Source organism: Dechloromonas sp. CZR5, from assembly GCF_008711155.1.
GTDB lineage: Bacteria > Pseudomonadota > Gammaproteobacteria > Burkholderiales > Rhodocyclaceae > Azonexus.
Genome location: NZ_VUYQ01000001.1, coordinates 65,620 through 82,635, shown reverse-complemented (window position 1 = coordinate 82,635; position 17,016 = coordinate 65,620). Strand labels below are relative to the sequence as shown.

General features: G+C 64.7%; 18 protein-coding genes. 14 read left to right on the top strand and 4 right to left on the bottom strand.

The genetic code is table 11. The features are described 5' to 3' along the window. Nucleotides 1–2 precede the first annotated feature (2 nt). Together lptE and holA are read left to right on the top strand one after the other, a co-directional pair. The gene (lptE, locus tag F1002_RS00415; RefSeq protein WP_150427065.1) at nucleotides 3–539 is read left to right on the top strand and encodes an LPS assembly lipoprotein LptE; all 537 of its coding nucleotides are present in this window, start codon (nucleotides 3–5) and stop codon (nucleotides 537–539) included. After that, entirely contained in the window at nucleotides 539–1,549 is a 1,011-nt protein-coding gene (gene holA / locus F1002_RS00410; protein ID WP_150427064.1) for a DNA polymerase III subunit delta, read from the top strand. Before lptE ends, holA begins: the two co-directional genes overlap by 1 nt. Before the next feature lie 39 nt (nucleotides 1,550–1,588). On the opposite strand, the gene F1002_RS00405 is transcribed toward holA, so the two are convergent. After that, nucleotides 1,589–1,834, bottom strand: a complete 246-nt coding sequence (locus tag F1002_RS00405; protein WP_150427063.1) for a hypothetical protein — start codon at nucleotides 1,832–1,834, stop codon at nucleotides 1,589–1,591. A 113-nt stretch (nucleotides 1,835–1,947) separates the two neighbouring features. Between F1002_RS00405 and F1002_RS00400 the strand changes: the two genes are divergently transcribed. The 9 genes from F1002_RS00400 (at nucleotide 1,948) to F1002_RS00360 (ending at nucleotide 10,136) form a co-directional block, all read left to right on the top strand. Next, nucleotides 1,948–3,204 carry a glutamate-5-semialdehyde dehydrogenase gene (locus F1002_RS00400; protein WP_150427062.1) on the top strand — a complete coding sequence of 419 codons (1,257 nt, stop codon included), beginning with the start codon at nucleotides 1,948–1,950 and terminating at the stop codon, nucleotides 3,202–3,204. An 85-nt stretch (nucleotides 3,205–3,289) separates the two neighbouring features. Beyond that, on the top strand, nucleotides 3,290–4,465 hold the full coding sequence (locus F1002_RS00395) for an acyl-CoA dehydrogenase (protein ID WP_150427061.1): 1,176 nt from the start codon (nucleotides 3,290–3,292) through the stop codon (nucleotides 4,463–4,465). A 52-nt stretch (nucleotides 4,466–4,517) separates the two neighbouring features. After that, nucleotides 4,518–5,006: a methylated-DNA--[protein]-cysteine S-methyltransferase gene (locus F1002_RS00390; protein WP_150427060.1), complete on the top strand. Its 489-nt coding sequence runs from the start codon at nucleotides 4,518–4,520 to the stop codon at nucleotides 5,004–5,006. Beyond that, nucleotides 4,987–5,892 (top strand): site-specific tyrosine recombinase XerD, encoded by a 906-nt coding sequence (gene xerD, locus F1002_RS00385; protein ID WP_150427059.1) that lies wholly within the window; start codon nucleotides 4,987–4,989, stop codon nucleotides 5,890–5,892. Before F1002_RS00390 ends, xerD begins: the two co-directional genes overlap by 20 nt. 108 nt (nucleotides 5,893–6,000) lie before the next feature. Beyond that, on the top strand, nucleotides 6,001–6,216 hold the full coding sequence (locus F1002_RS00380; RefSeq protein ID WP_150427058.1) for a hypothetical protein: 216 nt from the start codon (nucleotides 6,001–6,003) through the stop codon (nucleotides 6,214–6,216). 40 nt (nucleotides 6,217–6,256) lie between these two features. After that, nucleotides 6,257–8,146, top strand: coding sequence for a PAS domain-containing sensor histidine kinase (locus F1002_RS00375; protein ID WP_150427057.1), 1,890 nt, complete (start codon nucleotides 6,257–6,259; stop codon nucleotides 8,144–8,146). Continuing rightward, a complete protein-coding gene (ybaK, locus tag F1002_RS00370) occupies nucleotides 8,143–8,631 on the top strand; it encodes a Cys-tRNA(Pro) deacylase (protein WP_150427056.1) in 489 nt (162 codons plus the stop codon). Before F1002_RS00375 ends, ybaK begins: the two co-directional genes overlap by 4 nt. Nucleotides 8,632–8,729: 98 nt before the next feature. Then, nucleotides 8,730–9,605 carry a ZIP family metal transporter gene (locus tag F1002_RS00365; protein WP_150427055.1) on the top strand — a complete coding sequence of 292 codons (876 nt, stop codon included), beginning with the start codon at nucleotides 8,730–8,732 and terminating at the stop codon, nucleotides 9,603–9,605. Between the two features lie 90 nt (nucleotides 9,606–9,695). Beyond that, a complete protein-coding gene (locus tag F1002_RS00360; protein WP_150427054.1) occupies nucleotides 9,696–10,136 on the top strand; it encodes a cyclic nucleotide-binding/CBS domain-containing protein in 441 nt (146 codons plus the stop codon). A 43-nt stretch (nucleotides 10,137–10,179) separates the two neighbouring features. Here F1002_RS00360 and F1002_RS00355 read toward each other — a convergent pair whose 3' ends face one another. Continuing rightward, a complete protein-coding gene (locus F1002_RS00355) occupies nucleotides 10,180–10,530 on the bottom strand; it encodes a dihydroneopterin aldolase (protein ID WP_150427053.1) in 351 nt (116 codons plus the stop codon). A gap of 67 nt (nucleotides 10,531–10,597) precedes the next feature. On the opposite strand from F1002_RS00355, the gene plsY reads away from it, so the two are divergent. Both plsY and F1002_RS00345 read left to right on the top strand, forming a co-directional pair. After that, entirely contained in the window at nucleotides 10,598–11,191 is a 594-nt protein-coding gene (plsY, locus tag F1002_RS00350; RefSeq protein ID WP_150427052.1) for a glycerol-3-phosphate 1-O-acyltransferase PlsY, read from the top strand. A gap of 302 nt (nucleotides 11,192–11,493) precedes the next feature. Next, the gene (locus tag F1002_RS00345) at nucleotides 11,494–13,143 is read left to right on the top strand and encodes a methyl-accepting chemotaxis protein (RefSeq protein ID WP_150427051.1); all 1,650 of its coding nucleotides are present in this window, start codon (nucleotides 11,494–11,496) and stop codon (nucleotides 13,141–13,143) included. 102 nt (nucleotides 13,144–13,245) lie between these two features. Here the strand turns inward: F1002_RS00345 and F1002_RS00340 are convergent, their stop codons facing one another. Together F1002_RS00340 and F1002_RS00335 are read right to left on the bottom strand one after the other, a co-directional pair. Continuing rightward, nucleotides 13,246–14,646, bottom strand: a complete 1,401-nt coding sequence (locus tag F1002_RS00340; RefSeq protein WP_150427050.1) for a sensor histidine kinase — start codon at nucleotides 14,644–14,646, stop codon at nucleotides 13,246–13,248. Next, nucleotides 14,643–15,320 (bottom strand): response regulator, encoded by a 678-nt coding sequence (locus tag F1002_RS00335; protein ID WP_150427049.1) that lies wholly within the window; start codon nucleotides 15,318–15,320, stop codon nucleotides 14,643–14,645. The genes F1002_RS00340 and F1002_RS00335 overlap by 4 nt, the downstream gene beginning before the upstream one ends. Nucleotides 15,321–15,488: 168 nt before the next feature. Between F1002_RS00335 and F1002_RS00330 the strand changes: the two genes are divergently transcribed. Further along, nucleotides 15,489–16,901 (top strand): porin, encoded by a 1,413-nt coding sequence (locus F1002_RS00330; protein ID WP_150427048.1) that lies wholly within the window; start codon nucleotides 15,489–15,491, stop codon nucleotides 16,899–16,901. Nucleotides 16,902–17,016 lie beyond the last annotated feature (115 nt).

The following is a 17,016-nucleotide window of genomic DNA, read 5'->3' as shown; positions in this document are numbered from 1 at the left end:
CCATGCCGCTGCTGCGCCCGCTATCGCGTGGGCTACTCGCCCTGATCATCGCCGCTACCCTGGCCGGCTGCGGCTTCCATCTGCGCGGGGTGGGCAGCGGCAACCTGCCGTACAAGACGATGCATATCGCGCTGCCCGATACGGCCGAGGTCAACATCTGGTTGCAGCGTTATATCAAGGCCAGCGGCAGCACGACCATCGTCGACGAGGCCAAGGAAGCCGACGCCATCTTCCAGCAACTGAGCGACACGCGACAGAAGACCATTCTCAGCGTCAATGCCCAGGGCCGGGTGCGCGAATACCGCCTGCAACTCGACTACCGCTTCCGCGTCGTCAACCAGAAGGGGCAGGTCCTGGTTCCGGCCAACGAAATCAACCTGAGCCGTGACATCACCTTCGACGACTCGAACGTGCTGGCCAAGGATCTGGAAGAAGGCCTGCTCTGGCGCGACATGAACAACGACCTGGTCAACCAGATCATGCGCCGGCTGAGCATCATCAAGCCGAAGAATCCGGACGCCGAGGACGACGACCAGTAATGCTGCTCAAGGGCGAACAGCTCGCTGCGCATCTCGAAAGGGAATTGCGGCCGCTCTACGTGCTGTACGGCGACGAGCCGCTGCTCGTCCTCGAAGCGGCCGACGCCATCCGCGCCCGGTCCCGCCAGCAGGGCTACAGCGAACGCGAAGTGCTTACCGTGCTGCCGCAGTTCGACTGGGGCCAGCTGCTGGCCGCCGGCGGCAACATGTCCCTGTTCGGCGACAAGAAACTGATCGACCTGCGCATCCCGACCGGCAAGCCGGGCAAGGAAGGTAGCGCGGCGCTGCAGCAATGGTGTCAGAGCCTGTCGCCGGACAACATGCTGCTCATCACCCTGCCCGAACTCGACTGGCGCGAGGAAAAGGCCGCCTGGTTCACCGCACTGGTCAATGCCGGCGTCGCGCTCAAGCTCAACGCGCCGCCGCTGGCCGAACTGCCCGGCTGGATCGCCGGCCGACTGCGCCGCCAGCAGCAGAGCGCCGACCTGGAAAGCCTGAAATTCGTCGCCGAACGGGTCGAAGGCAACCTGCTCGCCGCCCACCAGGAAATCCAGAAGCTGGGGCTGCTCTACCCGGCCGGCCAACTGAGCATGGCCCAGATTCGCGACGCCGTGCTCAACGTCGCCCGCTACGATATCGAAGGACTGCGCGAAGCCCTGCTGGCCGGCGACATCGGCCGCCTGACCCGCACGCTGGACGGCCTGATGCAGGAAGGCGAGGCACCGCCGCTGGTGCTCTGGGCAATGAGCGAGGAAATCCGGGCGCTGACCGTCATTCGCGCCGGCATGGATGCCGGAAGACCGGTCGATCAGTTACTCAAGGATGCCAAGGTATGGGGACCGCGTGCCGTGCCGGTCAAGAAGGCACTGCAGCGCCTGAACAGCCCTGCGCTCGAAGCAGCGCTCCGGCACGCCGGCAAGATTGACCGTCTGGTCAAGGGCATCGGGCACGGCAATGTCTGGGAAGAATTCCTGCGCCTCGGACTGCGCCTCACGGCGGCCCGGATTTAGCCCCTCCAAGCTCGCCCCCGGCAAACCCGATTGAGCCGCCTATTGTCCTGACGGATCGGATGGTTCGGCCGGTGTGTCGGGACCGATATCTTCCCAGATGCAGGAGCATTCCTGACGCACGTCATGAAGACCCGGCTTGGTCTTTTCCTGCACCAGGCACTCGCCCTCGCATTCATCGGAAACCACCACCAGTTTCATTTCCGCATCCACCTGGCGTTCGCCATCCCAGTAGCTGCAAGTTGCACAGACCTTGACCTCGGCCGGCAGTATCAATTTTTCTGCCATCTGTTCCTCGATGGATAACCCTAAATTCGTTGCGGATAAGAGTTTACCCGGTTCCAGAAGTTCCCTCTAATTTGTCTGGCTATAATGCCTCTTTACCTCGCACGATCACAACGATGGATATCAAGGAATACATGCGGACCGTCGGCCGCCAGGCCCGTGCCGCCTCGCACCGCCTGGCGTCGGCTTCGACGGCCGAGAAGAATACCGCGCTGATGGCGCTGGCGGCGGCCATTCGCCGCGACAAGGCGGTGCTCCTCGCCGCCAACGCCCAGGATCTCGACGCTGCCCGCGCCGCTGGCCTGGAGCCGGCGATGGTCGACCGCCTGACGCTGACCGACAAGGGCGTCGACAACATGGCCGAAGGCGTCGAACAAGTCGCCAAGCTACCCGACCCGATCGGTGAAATGAGCGATTTCAAGTTCCGCCCCAGCGGCATCCAGATCGGCAAGATGCGCGTTCCGCTCGGCGTCATCGGCATCATCTACGAAGCCCGCCCGAACGTCACCGCCGATGCCGCCGCGCTCTGCCTGAAATCCGGCAATGCCGCCATCCTGCGCGGCGGTTCGGAAGCCATCCATTGCAACCGCGCCATCGCCCGCCTGATCCAGGAAGCCTTGCAGCTCGCCGGCCTGCCGGCCAACGCGGTGCAGGTCGTCGACACCACCGACCGCGCCGCCGTCGGCGAGCTGATCACCATGCGCGAATTCGTCGACGTCATCGTGCCACGCGGCGGCAAGGGCCTGATCGCCCGCCTGCTCGCCGAGTCCCGCGTGCCGATGATCCAGCACCTGGACGGCAACTGCCACGTCTATATCGACGACGACGCCGATCCGGCCAAGGCGTTGAAGATCGTCGAGAACGCCAAGACCCAGCGCTACGGCACTTGCAACACGGCCGAATCGCTGCTCGTCGCCCGTTCCGTCGCCGCAACCCAGCTGCCGCCCATCGCCGCCATGCTGACCGGCAAGGGCGTGGAAATCCGCGGCTGTCCGGAAACCTGCGCCCTGGTCAAGGAAGCCGTACCGGCCACCGACGAGGACTACTACACCGAGTTCCTCGCGCCGATCATCTCGGTCAAGGTCGTCGCCGGCATCGATGAGGCGATCGCCCACATCAATCAGTACTCTTCCAAGCACACCGAAGCCATCGTCACCGACAACCATCCGAAGGCCATGCGCTTCCTGCGCGAGGTGGATTCCGCGTCGGTCATGATCAACGCCTCGACCCGCTTTGCCGACGGCTTCGAATACGGACTGGGCGCCGAAATCGGCATTTCGACTGACAAGATCCACGCCCGCGGTCCGGTCGGCCTGGAAGGCTTGACCAGCCAGAAATGGGTAGTACTCGGCGACGGGCACGTTCGCGCCTGAGCGCCTGCCCGGGTTGTCCCGTGGACAGCCCGGGCCCACAAAAAAGCCGCCCGGCGGCACAAAAAAAGCAAACTGAGGAGAGCGCATGAGCAAACCAAGCTTTAACTGGGAAGACCCGCTGCTGCTCGACAGCCAGCTGGCCGCCGACGAGCGCCAGGTGCGCAATGCCGCGCGCAGCTTTGCCGAGAAGGCGCTCAAGCCGCGCGTGCGCGATGCTTTCCGCCACGAAACGGTCGACCCGGCGATTTTCCGCGACATGGGCGACATGGGGCTGCTCGGCCCGACCCTGCCGCCAAGGTTCGGCGGCGCCGGTCTGAACTATGTCTCCTACGGCCTGATCGCCCGCGAGATCGAGCGCGTCGACTCCGGCTATCGCACCATGCTCAGCGTGCAATCCTCACTGGTCATGCTGCCGATCTTCGCGTTCGGCTCCGAAGAACAGAAGGAAAAATACCTGCCCAGGCTCAGCAAGGGCGAATGGATCGGCTGCTTCGGCCTGACCGAACCCAACTCCGGCTCCGACCCCGGCAGCATGTCGACCCGGGCGCGTGCCGTTCCGGGCGGCTGGCAGCTATCGGGCAGCAAGAACTGGATTTCCAACGCACCGATCGCCGATGTCTTCATCGTCTGGGCCAAGGACGACAACAACGTGATCCGCGGCTTCATCCTCGACAAGGGCATGACGGGGCTGTCGGCACCGGTCATTCACGGCAAGGTCGGGCTGCGCGTCGCCGTCACCGGCGAGATCGTCATGGATGAGGTCTTCGTCCCGGAAGAGAACCGGCTGCCGGGGGTGAATGGCCTCAAGGGTCCATTCACCTGCCTCAACGCCGCGCGCTACGGCATCGCCTGGGGCGCCCTCGGCGCCGCCGAGGCCTGCTGGCACACGGCCCGCCAATACACGCTGGAGCGCAGGCAGTTCGACAAGCCGCTGGCCGCCAATCAGCTCATCCAGAAAAAGCTGGCCGACATGCAGACCGAGATCACCCTCGGCATCCAGGGCGTGCTGCGTCTCGGGCGCATGATGGACGACGGCAGCGCAACGCCGGAAATCGTCTCGATGATGAAGCGCAACAGCTGCGGCAAGGCCCTCGACATCGCCCGCACGGCGCGCGACATGCTCGGTGGCAACGGCATTTCGGACGATTTCGGCGTGATCCGCCACGTGGTTAACCTGGAGGTGGTGAATACCTACGAGGGCACCCACGATGTGCATGCGCTGATCCTTGGCCGCGCCCAGACAGGTCTGTCGGCTTTTTGAATTCATTCGGCATTCGACGGTCAACCGTCAACCCGACTCGACAGGAGGCAACATGAATTCCGTGAATTACCAGGCCATTGTCGCCGCCCCCGGCTTCTGCCTCGGCGTGCAATGCGACGACGACGAGATCACCGGCATCTACTTTCTCGAACCACGTCCCGAAATCGCCCCCACGACGCCGTTGGCCGCCGAGGCGGTACGCCAGCTCAAGGCCTACATCGCCGATCCGAACTTTGCCTTCGGCCTGCCCCTTCGCCCCGCCGGTACGCACTTCCAGCGCCGCGTCTGGGAGCAGATCTCGGCCATTCCCACCGGCCAGACGCACACCTACGGCGAGGTCGCCCGCAACCTGAAGAACGCGCCGCGCGCCGTCGGCCAGGCCTGTGGCTCCAACCCCTACCCGCTGGTCGTACCTTGCCACCGCGTCGTCGCCACCGGCGGCGGACTCGGCGGTTTTGCCCGCGAACGCGGCGGCTTCCTGCTCGACGTCAAACGCTGGCTGCTCCGGCACGAGGGCATCGGTGCCACCCCGGCCGGCTGATCTCGGCGAAATCGACAATTTCTGCGATGCCCTGTGGCTGGAAGATGGCCTCGCCAAGGCAACGCTGGACAGCTATCGCTCCGATCTCGGCCGACTGGCCGGCTGGCTGGCCGAACAGGCACATGAACCGCTGCTCGATGTCCGCGAAGCGACGCTGACCGGCTTCATCGCCCACCTGGCGAGACAGACCCGGGCCACCTCGCAAGCCCGCTACCTGTCCACACTGCGCCGCTTCTATCGCTGGCAGGTCGGGCGTGGCCGCCTGCTCACCGACCCGACGCTGAAACTGGCCAACCCCACCCTGCCCTCGCGCCTGCCCAAGGTGATGTCGGAGCAGCAGGTGGAGGCGCTGCTCGCGGCGCCTGATCTCGACACCCTGCTCGGCCAGCGCGACCGCGCCATGCTGGAAACCCTGTATGCCACGGGCCTGCGTGTCTCGGAACTGGTCAACCTGAAATTGCATGAAGTGGGGCTGGCCGATGGCGTGCTGCGGGCGCTGGGCAAGGGCAGCAAGGAGCGCCTGGTGCCGCTGGGGCAGGTCGCCATCGACTGGATCGCGCGCTACCTGACCGGAGCGCGACCGGACATCCTCGGCGGCCGGCAAAGCGACGCGCTGTTCGTGACCGCCCGCGGCGGCGCCATGACCCGCCAGGCCTTCTGGCAACTGATCAAGCGCTATGCGCTGCTGGCCGGCATCGACCCGGCGAGGCTGTCGCCTCACGTACTCCGCCACGCCTTCGCCACCCACCTGCTCAATCACGGCGCCGACCTGCGCGTGGTGCAGTTGCTGCTCGGCCATGCAGACATTTCAACCACCCAGATTTACACCCACGTCGCCCGCGAACGCCTGAAAAGCCTGCATTCAGAGCATCACCCTCGCGGTTGAGAGCGGCTTCGGGACAGGGCATCGCCTATCCGGCGGCGATCAACGCTTCCCTCGCCCCCGGCTTACCCCTATCATCGGAATTATCGTGGCCACCCGGAGGAAACAGCCATGTCCAACACGCTCCGTCCGTTCGGCACCTTCGCCGGCATTGCCGGCCTGCTGGTCTGCCTGTGCGCCGGCGCCATCCGCCTCGCCGGACAACGCTGGTTCATGGGTTTCGAAATCGTCACCCTGTTCCAGATCGGCATCGGCGGCATGGTGCTCGGCTGCTTCGCCCTGCTGCTCGCATTGATCCACGCATGCCCGCAGGCGGAAAGTCACTGAGAGCCTGCCACCTCCCTCTTGCCCTGACCGACTGGACCATATGCCTGCATCCCTGACCACCCCGGAAAGCGACACCCCTGTGCTCGCGAATTCATTTGCGCAGGACAAATGGCATAGCGTGATCAAGATCGTGCTGATCTACGCCGCGTTTGCCGCTGCCTGGATTCTGTTTTCCGACAAGGCCATCCTGCTGGTCACGGCTAACCCGAACGAGATGCTCCAGATCAGCACGCTCAAGGGCTGGGCTTTTGTCGCGGTCACTTCCCTGCTGCTCTATTTTCTGCTCAGCCGCTACTGGGGCCAGTACACCAAAGCGATTGCCGAGCAATTCAACACACTGAAACTGATCGAAACCGTTTCGGACAGTTCGACCGATGCCATTTTTGCCAAAGATATCGAAGGGCGCTACCTGGTCTTCAATCGCGCCGCTAGCAATTTCGTCGGCAAACCGGTGAAGGAAGTGATCGGCCACGATGATTCAGCCATCTTCCCCAAGGAGCAGGCCGAGGAACTGCTCGCAACCAACCGCCGCCTCATTGCCACTGGCATCGTCGAGAACCGCTACGAAAATCTCGACACCCCGGGAGGGCGCAGAACTTTCTATGTCACGAAAGGCCCGCTGCGCGACAGCCAGGGCAATATCATCGGCACCTTCGGCATTTCCCGCGACGTGACCGAACGCATGCTGTTCGAGAACGAATTGCAGCGCCATCGCAAACATCTGGAAGATCTTGTCGCCGAACGCACGGCCGACCTGGTACGAACCAAGGCCGCCGCCGAAAGCGCCAACCTGGCCAAAGGCGCCTTTCTGGCCAACATGAGTCACGAGATTCGTACCCCGCTGACCGCAATCACCGGTCTGGCCCACCTGATCCGCCGTGGCGAACTCTCTCCGGCCCAGCACGAGCAGCTCGACAAGCTGGAGGCCGCCGGCTATCACCTGCTCGAAGTGATCAATGCCATCCTCGACCTGTCCAAGATCGATGCGGGCCGCCTGACCCTGGAGGAAGCCCCCGTCTGCATCGCAACCCTGCTCGACAACGTGGCAGCCATGCTCCATGACCGGGCGGCCGCCAAGAATCTGCAACTCCGGATCAACCACGAGGAATTGCCAAGGCGCCTGCGTGGCGACCCGACCCGCCTGCAGCAGACGCTGCTCAACTACGCCACCAATGCCATCAAATTTACCGAGCGCGGCAGCGTCACCTTGCGGGCGAGCATCGCGCAGGATTTTGGCGATGCCGTACTGCTGCGCCTGGAAGTCCACGACACCGGCATCGGCATTCCCGCCGAAATTCAAAGCAAGCTGTTCCTCGCCTTTGAACAAGCCGACAGCAGCACGACCCGCAAGTATGGCGGCACGGGTCTCGGCCTCTCCATCAACCACAAGCTGGCCGAACTGATGGGCGGTACCGTCGGCGTCGTGAGCACACCTGGCGTTGGCAGCACTTTCTGGTTCACTGCCAGGCTCGCCAAGGACGATGCCGACGAACCCCTACCCGCCCCCCCGGATGAATCCCCGGAGGTCCGCCTGCGGCAGGCGTTTTCCGGAGCGTGCATCCTTCTGGTCGAAGACGAATCGATCAATCGGGAAATCGCCGGATTGCTGTTGCAGGATGTCGGCCTGGTGGTCGAGTTGGCGGAAAATGGCGCCGAGGCCCTGGATTTTGCCGCAGCCAGGAAATATGACCTGATCCTGATGGATATGCAGATGCCGAAAATGGATGGCCTGGAAGCGACGCGCCGCATCCGGCAACTGCCCAACGGCGCCAGCGTCCCCATCGTCGCCATGACGGCCAACGCCTTCGCCGAAGATCGCCAACGCTGCCTCGAAGCTGGCATGAACGACTTCATGAGCAAGCCTTTCGAGCCAGGACATTTCTACGCCACGCTACTCAAGTGGCTCACCCCCGTTACCGACACCCCATGAGCAAAACCGAACACGCCCCCGAAACCCAGGCCACCAAGTTCCTCAAGACCCACAAGATTCCCTTTTCCACGCACCTTTACGCCTACGAGGAACACGGCGGCACCAAGGTGTCGGCCCGAGAGCTGAATGTGGATGAACACGCCGTAGTCAAGACGCTGGTCTTCGAAGACGAGAACGCCAAGCCGCTGATCGTGCTGATGCACGGCGACCGCAAGGTATCGACCAAGGAACTGGCGCGCCAGATTCCATGCAAGAAGGTCGAGCCGTGCAAGCCGGAGGTCGCCAACCGCCACACCGGTTTCCTGGTCGGCGGCACCAGCCCTTTCGGCACCAAGAAACCAATGCCGGTACATATCGAAAAGACCATCCTCGCCCTGCCGCTGATCTACATCAACGGCGGCCGACGCGGCTTCCTGGTCGGCATTCACCCGCACGACATCCTGCGCGCACTGGCCCCCAAGGTGGTTGAAGTCGCCTTGGCCTGAAAATTAAACAAACAAATCGCGACGATTAAATCAATCGATTGGAGCTATAACAAGCAACGGCATACAGTGGCATAAACGTATTCAACCGGAGTGCCACCATGACCCAAATCGTTCTGCAGCATTACGAAAAACCGGCCGCCCGCCGCCACCTTTGGGTCGGCCTGCTCATGGCCGTGGTCGGCGCCGTTTTCGGCATCGAACAGGCAATGCAGTGGCTGGCCGCCCACCCGATGGCGGCCCACGGGCTGGAAGCCAGCCTGTTGGCCGGTGCTGCCACCGGACTCGGCGCCATTCCGGTACTCATGCTGCGCCGTCCCTCCGAACGCCTGATGGCCCCGATGCTCGGGCTCGCCGGCGGCATGATGCTCGCCGCCAGCCTCTTTTCGCTGCTCGCCCCGGCCGTCCAGATGGTTGTCGCCAGTCCGGCACCGTGGACGCTCGGCGTGGCCACCGCCGTCGCCTTGCTGGCCGGTGCCGGCGCCATGCAGACCCTCGACCGCCGCCTGCCGCACGCACACGTCGAGAATGTCGACACGAACGCCGTGTTGCCCAACGTATCGCTCGTCGTTGCCGCCATTTCGATTCACAACATCCCCGAGGGCCTCGCCGTCGGTGTCGCGGCAGCCGCCGGTGCCGACCATGGCATGAGCCTCGGCATCGCCCTGCAGAACATTCCGGAAGGCTGGATCGTGGCCAGCGCCATGATCACGCTCGGTGCGGCACCCGTGCGGGCAGCCTTGATCGCGCTCGCCACCGGTCTGGTCGAGCCGCTCGGCGGCCTGTTCGGCGTCGTCGCCAGCAGCGTGGCCGGGGCGGCCCTGCCGCTCGCCCTCTCCGTCGCGGCCGGCGCCATGCTCTGGGTAGTCAGCCACGAGATGATCCCGGCCTCGCACCGCCCCGGGCGCATTGGCGCCGGGACAGCCGGACTCGTCGCCGGTTTTGCCGTGATGACGGCCTTGGCCAGTGTTTATTAATGCCGGCAGAACGAATATTTATCGCCGCGAATTTTTTTCAAACAGCGTTTGTCTCCTGATTGGACCCCAACCCGACAGAGGAGACATGGCATGCCGAACAGACCCGCAATCAAGATCATCCAGAATCGCCACTTCCTGACCACCACGCCGGAAAAGAGCATCCGCGCGGTGGCCGCCCACATGCGCGACAACCGCGAGGGCGCGGTGCTCGTCGTCGCCCCCGACGATGGCCATCTGCTCGGCATCTGCACCGAGCGCGACCTGGCCTTCAAGGCGCTGGCGGCGGGACTCGACGCCAATACCACGCCCGTGCGTTCGATCATGACGGCCAATCCGCAAACGGTCGGCCCCGAAAAGCCCTTCGGCCATGCCCTGCATCTCATGCACGAAGGCGGTTTCCGTCATCTGCCGGTGGTGTTGTCCGATGGCCGCCCGATCGGCGTCTTGTCGGCCCGCGACGCACTCGGGCTGGAAGCCTTCCATTTTTTCAAGGAACTGGGACAGCGCGAGGTGCTGACCGAAATCCTCTGAGCCGCAATCGGTACGACCGGAAGCCGCGCGGCTTCCGGCCGGCTCAGACCGAGCGCTCGATGATCACGCCGACGCGCTTGACGCCCGGCATCATGCCCAGCTTGGCGACGGAGACGCGTACCCACTGGGCGGCGAAATTTTCCAGCAGGTAGGTGGCGATGTGCTCGGTCAGCTTTTCCAGCAGGTTGAAGTGGCTGCCGGCCAGGTCGTTGCGCAGGCGCTCGACAACGACGGCGTAATCGACCGTATCGCGAATATCGTCGCTGGCCCCGGCCGATGCCGTCGACACGCCGATCTGTAGCGAAATCTCGACGGTCTGGGCCATGGCCTTTTCGCGCGGATAGATGCCTATCCACGTTTCGGCGCGCAATTCTTCGATGAAAATGATGTCCATGGGGCGGTCGACCGCTGCTGAGGTGTAAAATTCGCCGCGATTGTACCCCTTGCGACACATTTCACCCATGCAAACCGCCCTCGCCATCCTTGCCGCCTACCTTCTCGGTTCCGTTCCCTTCGCGATGATCTCGTCCAGGATCTTCGGACTGGCCGATCCGCGCACCTACGGTTCGGGCAATCCCGGCGCCACCAACGTGCTGCGCAGCGGCAACAAGAAGGCCGCGCTGATGACCTTGATCGGCGATGCGCTGAAGGGTGCCGTCGCCGTCATCGCCGCCCGGCAGGCAGGCTTCAGCGATACGGTGATTGCCCTGGTGGCACTGGCCGTCTTCATCGGCCATCTCTACCCGATCTTCCTCAAATTCAAGGGCGGCAAGGGCGTCGCGACGGCCGCCGGCGTGTTGCTCGCCCTCGACCCGATTCTCGGCCTGGCCGTCGCCGGCACCTGGCTGTTCGTCGCCTACGTGTCGCGCTACTCGTCGCTCGCCGCGCTGATCGCCGCTGCCGCCGCGCCGGTCATCGCCGTGCTGATGCATGGCGCCACCAACCAGACGGTCGTCGTCGGCATCCTCGGCATGGCCTTGATCGGCAAGCACTGGCAGAACATCCAGCGCCTGATGGCCGGCCAGGAATCGAAAATCGGCAGCAAGAAGAAGTAAGCGCCTGCCGCATGCGGGCCAAGCCCGCCGCGCCCTGAAAGCGAATCGAAAGCCGGGCGGCCTTAAATGACTCCACGATAAAAAACGACCGCCCCGCAGGCGGTCGAACATGGAGCCAAAAATGATCGCCTGCCGTCCGCCCGCAATCCCCCTCCCAGCCCCCGCACGCAACGCGTCGCCGCACCCTGCATCCAGCCATCGTGCCCGCCTGCCGGCTGGCGCGCGCTAGGCATCGTCACCTTTTTCGTCGTACCGTCCCCACCCGGGGCGGCCCCGCCATTTCTTCGAAAAGACCGACTCCGATGCCCAGAATCCGACTGACTTACCTGATTGCCGGCGGCTTCGCCGGCATGTTGCTCCTCCTGGCCCTCACCCTGAGCCTGGCCGTCTCCAGCCTGTTCAGCATCCGCGACATGGTCGATAGCGTTGCCCGCGAGCGGGCTCCAAAAACGGCCATCGCCCAGAAACTCATCAACAGCCTGCACGAAACCCGTTTCCTGACCCATACCCTGCTCAGCGAGGAGGATACGGCCGCCGCCCGCCGGCTCATGGAGGACATTCAGGCGGCAACCGGCACCCGCCAGGAACTGCAGGGCCAGCTCGCCGCCTTCCCGCTCAACGACGAGGAGCGGGGACTGCTGCACAGCATGCGCTCTTCGGAGCAAGCCTATGGCGACCCGGAAAAGCGTTTCCTCGATTTCATGGCGAAGAACTGGAAGGACAGCGCACAGGAAATTCTCGCCAATGAACTGAAGAAGGCGCAGGCTGCCTATCTGGAGACCATCGACAGGCTGATCCGCCTTCAGGAAAGGGCGATGTCCGAAGAAGCCCGGGCGGCGGCCGACGAGTCGAGCCAGCGCACCACCCTGCTGATGGCCTGCGGCCTGGTCGCCCTCCTCGCCGGCCTGCTTCTCGCCACCCACATTCCGCGCTCGATCATCCGGACGCTGGGCGGAGAACCGCAGCAGGCCCAGCGCATCGTCCAGACCATCGCCGCTGGCGACCTGGGCCAGGAAATCAGCCATGCAGCGGGCCACCGCAACAGCCTGATCGGCGAACTGGGTCGCATGCAGCAAGGCCTGTCGGAACTGATTCGGGGCATGCGCGACCATGGTGACAGGACATGCGCTGCCGCCGGGGCCATCGGGCAGTCGGCAAGGCGACTGAACGACCAGGTCGCCGCCCAGAGCGATGCCGCCAGCGCGATATCCGCCTGCGTCGCCGAACTGATCGGAAACGCCGGGCAGCTTGCCGACAAGGCAGGCCAGACCCAGCAATCGGTGGACCAGGCCAAGGCCGGCGCGATGGATGGGGAGCGAGTGATCGACAGCGCCCTGGACAGCATACAGAACAGCGCCCGCCGCGTGGGCGACGCGGCAGCGACGATGAACGAACTCCGGCAGCGATCGCTCGACATTTCGCAAATGGTCACCACCGTTCGGGAGATTGCCGAGCAGACCAACCTGCTGGCGCTCAATGCGGCGATCGAGGCGGCACGCGCCGGAGAGCAGGGAAGAGGGTTTGCGGTCGTTGCCGACGAGGTTCGCAAGCTGGCGGACCGGACAACGAGCGCCACCACCTATATCGCCGAGATCATCGCCGACATCCAGAAAAACATCACGTCGGCGATGGAGGATATCGCCCTCGGGCAGCAGGAAGTCGAAGGCGGGGTCGGCGAAGTGAAGTCGGCGCACCAGACGATGAACGCCATCCGCCGCGATGCCGACACCATGCACGCCCTCATTGCCGAGATTGCCGGCGGCCTGCTCGCGCAACACCAGGCTGCCGCCCGCATCGCCGATGCCGCCGGCAGCATCGGCGAACGCAGCGCACTATGCCTCGGGGCGGTCGACGATACCTCGCTCGCCGCCGACGACCTGAGCGAGCTGGCCGATCGCCTGCGCCAGGCCAGCCATGCGTTTCGCCTGTCCCACGCGGAACACGCCGGATAGCCATACGCCGGCCATCCCTGCGGAGCGCGTGCCCGGTCCTGCTCATTGTCCCCGGCACCGCGCGCCCGGCCAGCCCTCCCGGGAGCCGTTGGCCGACGGCGATCAGGCAGCCGGCAGGCGCACGCTCACCAGCAGACCGCCTCCCGGCGCATCGGCGAGCTCGATCTCGCCATCATGGGCGAGCACGATCTCGCGGACGATGGACAAGCCCAGCCCGCTCCCCAGCGTGTCGGTGGTCTCCAGGCGGAAGAAGCGCAAGAACACGTTCTGCCGTTGGGCCTCGGGGATGCCCGGCCCGTTGTCGCGCACCATGACGTAGACGCCATCCTCTCGGTGCGCCACCGTGACCGTGACCAAGCCGCCCTCCGGCGTATAGCGCAGGGCGTTGTCGATCAGGTTGGCGATCATCTCGCGCAGCAGGACCGTTTGCCCGCTGACCATGGCCGGGAGGTCGTCCTCCCTTTCGTAACCGAGGTCGATCTGCTTGCGTACGGCCAGGGGCAGCAACTCGACCACCGTATCGCGTGCCACGACCGCCAGATCGACCCTTTGCGGCGGCGCCACCAGACCGTTGACCGGTTCCGCCCGCGACAGCGCCAGCAACTGGTTGGTCAGGCGGATGGCGCTGCCCAGGCTGTTGTGGAAAGCCTCGACAGCCGGTCGCATTTCGCCGACCTCGCTTTGCCGCAAGGCGTATTCGGCCTGCGTATTGAGGACCGCGAGCGGCGTGCGCAGCTGGTGGGCGGCATCGGCGATGAAGCGGCGGCGCGCCTCGACCATGCGTTCGATGCGATCCATGTGCAGGTTGATGGCATCGACCAGCGGCACCACTTCGCGCGGCAGTTCGGTGGCCTGGATCGGCGTCAGATCGTCGTCCGGGCGGTTGCGGATAGCCTGGCCCAGCCGCTCCACCGGCTTGACCGCCTGCCGGGTAGCGACCAGCGCGACGACCAGGGCAACGACCACGAGCAGCGTCTTGCGGCCGACTTCACCGAAGAACAGACTCTGCACCACCTCCTGCCGGGAGTTGGTCGTCTCGCCCAGGATGACCAGCACCGGCCGGGGAAACTCGGTGCGATACAAGGGTTTCAGCATCGCCCCCAGGCGCAGGGTATGGCCTTTGTAGACGCCGTCGTAAAACACCGCGACATTGGGGGTCAGCACCTTGGGCGCCGGCAGCCCCTCGTAGCCGGTAATCGCTTCGTCACCGGGATGCCCGACGCTGTAGAACACGCGATCCGAGCTCCCGGCCTCGAACAGCTCGAGCGCCGAATAGGGAATGTCGACCACCACCTCGCTGTCGGTGGCGTAGATGCGTTCGGCGATGCCTTTCAGCGAAGCCGACAGCGAACGGTCATAGGCCTGGTTGGCGGCGGCCAGCGCATCGCGATAGCTGAACCAGGCATCGATCAGCAACAAGGCCGACAGGACGCCGACCAGCCAGACCGCCAGGCCGCGCTTGAGGCTCTTGGCCGGCAGGCGGCTGCGCACGCGGGAAATCAAGCCGCCCCCTCGCCGGTTGTCGCGATCAGGTAGCCGAGGCCGCGTACCGTCGTCACCGCCACGCCGCTCCCTTCCAGCTTCTTGCGCAAGCGGGACACGTAGATTTCGATGGCTTCGGGACGGGCATCCTGCTCCATGCTGAACAGCTTTTCGAACAGCGCGTCGCGCGCCACCGGACGGCCGATGCGGCCGAGCAGCGCCTCCAGCACCGCCAGTTCGCGCGGCGTAAGTGATAGGAGTACGCCATTGACCGTCGGCAGACGGCTCACCGTATCGAAGGCCAGCGCCCCCAGGCGCACCACCGGCGTCTGCCCGGAGGAACGACGCAGCAGGGCTTTCAGGCGGGCTTCCAGTTCGCCGAGCTCGAAGGGCTTGGGCAGGTAGTCGTCGGCGCCGAGGTTGAGACCGCGGATGCGGTCGTCGACCGAACCGCGCGCCGTGAAGATCAATACCGGCACCTGCGAGCCGCGGGCACGCAGGCTTCTCAGCACGTCCAGGCCATCCTTGCCGGGCAGCGACAGGTCGAGCAGCACGCCGTCGTACTCCCCGGTCAGCAGGTAGTGTTCGGCGTGTTCGCCGCAGTCGGCGATATCCACCGCATAGCCGGACTGACGAAGGGATTTGGCCACCCACTCGCACAATTCCGGATGGTCTTCGACCAGCAGGATCTTCATGTTTGTCTCCGATTCTTGTCTTTTGGCCCGCTCAAGGCAGGCTCTTTGACGGCATTGTTCCGCGCCGGCCGACCGAAAGCAAATCGAAAGCTTCCCCCCCTTTAATGCATTCCCAGCCGGCACCCGTCGGCTCAATTGCACATCCACAACAACCTCCAGGAGGAGACAATGCGTCAACAATCCCTGTACCGGGCCGTCCTGGCCTGCTTTGCACCGCTGGCCATCGCCGGCACCGTCCACGCCGCCCCGCTCGACGATCTGCGCGCCGAAATCGCCGCCCAGAAAGCCCGCCTGGAAAAGCTGGAGGAAATGCTGCAAGCCACCGCGGCCACCACCAGCGCCGCCACCCGGAAAGCCGAAGAAGCGACCAAGAAGGCCGACGAGGCGAGCAAGTCGGCCCAGAGCGCCGCCCAGGCCGCCAGTGCGCCGGCCAAGAGCAAGGGCCTGTCCATGCCGGCCGGCCTGACCATCTACGGCATCATCGACGCCGGCGTCGAATACGGCAACTACGGCCAGGGCTCCCGGGCACGCATCCAGAGCGGCCTCGGCTCGGCCAGCCGCCTCGGCTTCAAGGGCGAACGCGATTTCGGCAACGACCTCTCCGCCTACTTCCAGCTCGAAGCCGGCGTTTCCATCGACAACGGGCAGAACACCGGCCACTCGTCCAACGTCAGCAACCCCGGCCAGGGGAGCGCCTCGTCGGCCTCGGTCAACAGCACCGGCGTCGCCATTTTCTCGCGCAACACCTTCCTCGGCCTGAACAGCAAGACCTTCGGCGACATCCGCTTCGGTCGCGATTACGCACCGATCTACTCGATCACCAGCGCGTCCGATCCGTTCACCATCGGCGGCGCCACCGCCTTCCGCCTGTGGTCCTCGGCGGCGGCCAGCCGTTTTGACAACGCCGTGTTCTACGCCACCCCGAAGCTGGCCGGCTTCCAGGGCAAGATTGCCTACTCGGCCGGCATGGAGAACAACAACAAGGCCGATGTCGGCGTCACCGGCGGCACCCCCGGCAACAGCAGCACCGGCCCCGAGGGCGAAGGCAAGGGGGTCAGCGCCAGCCTGACCTACAGCAACGGTCCGCTCTTCGTCGGCGCCGGCTACCTCGATTACGCCAAGATGGGCACCGTCACCGCCCCGGCCACCGAGAACGCCCACCGCAAGTCGTGGAACCTGGCCGCCACCTACGACCTGAAGTTTGCCAAGCTGTACGCCCAGTTCCTGCACGGCGAAGACACCCAGTCCGGTGCCGTCACCAACAAGAGTCTGGATCGCAACGTCTGGTGGCTGGGCGCCGCCGTGCCCTTCATGGAGCGCCATACCGTGCGTGCCGTCTATGCTCACCTCGACGACCGCCTGAGCACCGACCGCGACTCCGATCACTACGGCGTCGGCTACGAGTTCGCGCTCGACAAGCAGACCGACCTCTACACCTACTACGCCAAGGTCACCAACAAGAACGGCGGCCAGAACTCGCTGTGCGCCGGCGGCACCTGCCAAGGCTACGACAAGGATTCCGGCCTGCCGCCGAACTTCTCGCCGTCGTCGCTGATGATGGGCGCCCGCTACCGCTTCTAAGCGGCGGGCACGGGGAAAACGGAAGCCGTAAAAATAAATCGTTTTCCCCGCTCCAGCGAAAGCGAATCGAAAGCTGCAATACGTAAATTGGACACTGAGCGATCCGGCCGGCGCC

Excerpts from the sequence above, each read along its gene's own strand:
- F1002_RS00380 (WP_150427058.1), top strand. The coding sequence starts at position 6,001 with ATGTCCAACACGCTCCGTCCGTTCGGCACCTTCGCCGGCATTGCCGGC.
- F1002_RS00400 (WP_150427062.1), top strand. The coding sequence starts at position 1,948 with ATGGATATCAAGGAATACATGCGGACCGTCGGCCGCCAGGCCCGTGCC.
- F1002_RS00345 (WP_150427051.1), top strand. The coding sequence starts at position 11,494 with ATGCCCAGAATCCGACTGACTTACCTGATTGCCGGCGGCTTCGCCGGC.
- F1002_RS00365 (WP_150427055.1), top strand. The coding sequence starts at position 8,730 with ATGACCCAAATCGTTCTGCAGCATTACGAAAAACCGGCCGCCCGCCGC.
- F1002_RS00395 (WP_150427061.1), top strand. The coding sequence starts at position 3,290 with ATGAGCAAACCAAGCTTTAACTGGGAAGACCCGCTGCTGCTCGACAGC.
- F1002_RS00375 (WP_150427057.1), top strand. The coding sequence starts at position 6,257 with ATGCCTGCATCCCTGACCACCCCGGAAAGCGACACCCCTGTGCTCGCG.
- lptE (WP_150427065.1), top strand. The coding sequence starts at position 3 with ATGCCGCTGCTGCGCCCGCTATCGCGTGGGCTACTCGCCCTGATCATC.
- holA (WP_150427064.1), top strand. The coding sequence starts at position 539 with ATGCTGCTCAAGGGCGAACAGCTCGCTGCGCATCTCGAAAGGGAATTG.
- F1002_RS00355 (WP_150427053.1), bottom strand. The coding sequence starts at position 10,530 with ATGGACATCATTTTCATCGAAGAATTGCGCGCCGAAACGTGGATAGGC.
- F1002_RS00405 (WP_150427063.1), bottom strand. The coding sequence starts at position 1,834 with ATGGCAGAAAAATTGATACTGCCGGCCGAGGTCAAGGTCTGTGCAACT.
- F1002_RS00360 (WP_150427054.1), top strand. The coding sequence starts at position 9,696 with ATGCCGAACAGACCCGCAATCAAGATCATCCAGAATCGCCACTTCCTG.
- ybaK (WP_150427056.1), top strand. The coding sequence starts at position 8,143 with ATGAGCAAAACCGAACACGCCCCCGAAACCCAGGCCACCAAGTTCCTC.
- F1002_RS00335 (WP_150427049.1), bottom strand. The coding sequence starts at position 15,320 with ATGAAGATCCTGCTGGTCGAAGACCATCCGGAATTGTGCGAGTGGGTG.
- plsY (WP_150427052.1), top strand. The coding sequence starts at position 10,598 with ATGCAAACCGCCCTCGCCATCCTTGCCGCCTACCTTCTCGGTTCCGTT.
- F1002_RS00390 (WP_150427060.1), top strand. The coding sequence starts at position 4,518 with ATGAATTCCGTGAATTACCAGGCCATTGTCGCCGCCCCCGGCTTCTGC.
- F1002_RS00330 (WP_150427048.1), top strand. The coding sequence starts at position 15,489 with ATGCGTCAACAATCCCTGTACCGGGCCGTCCTGGCCTGCTTTGCACCG.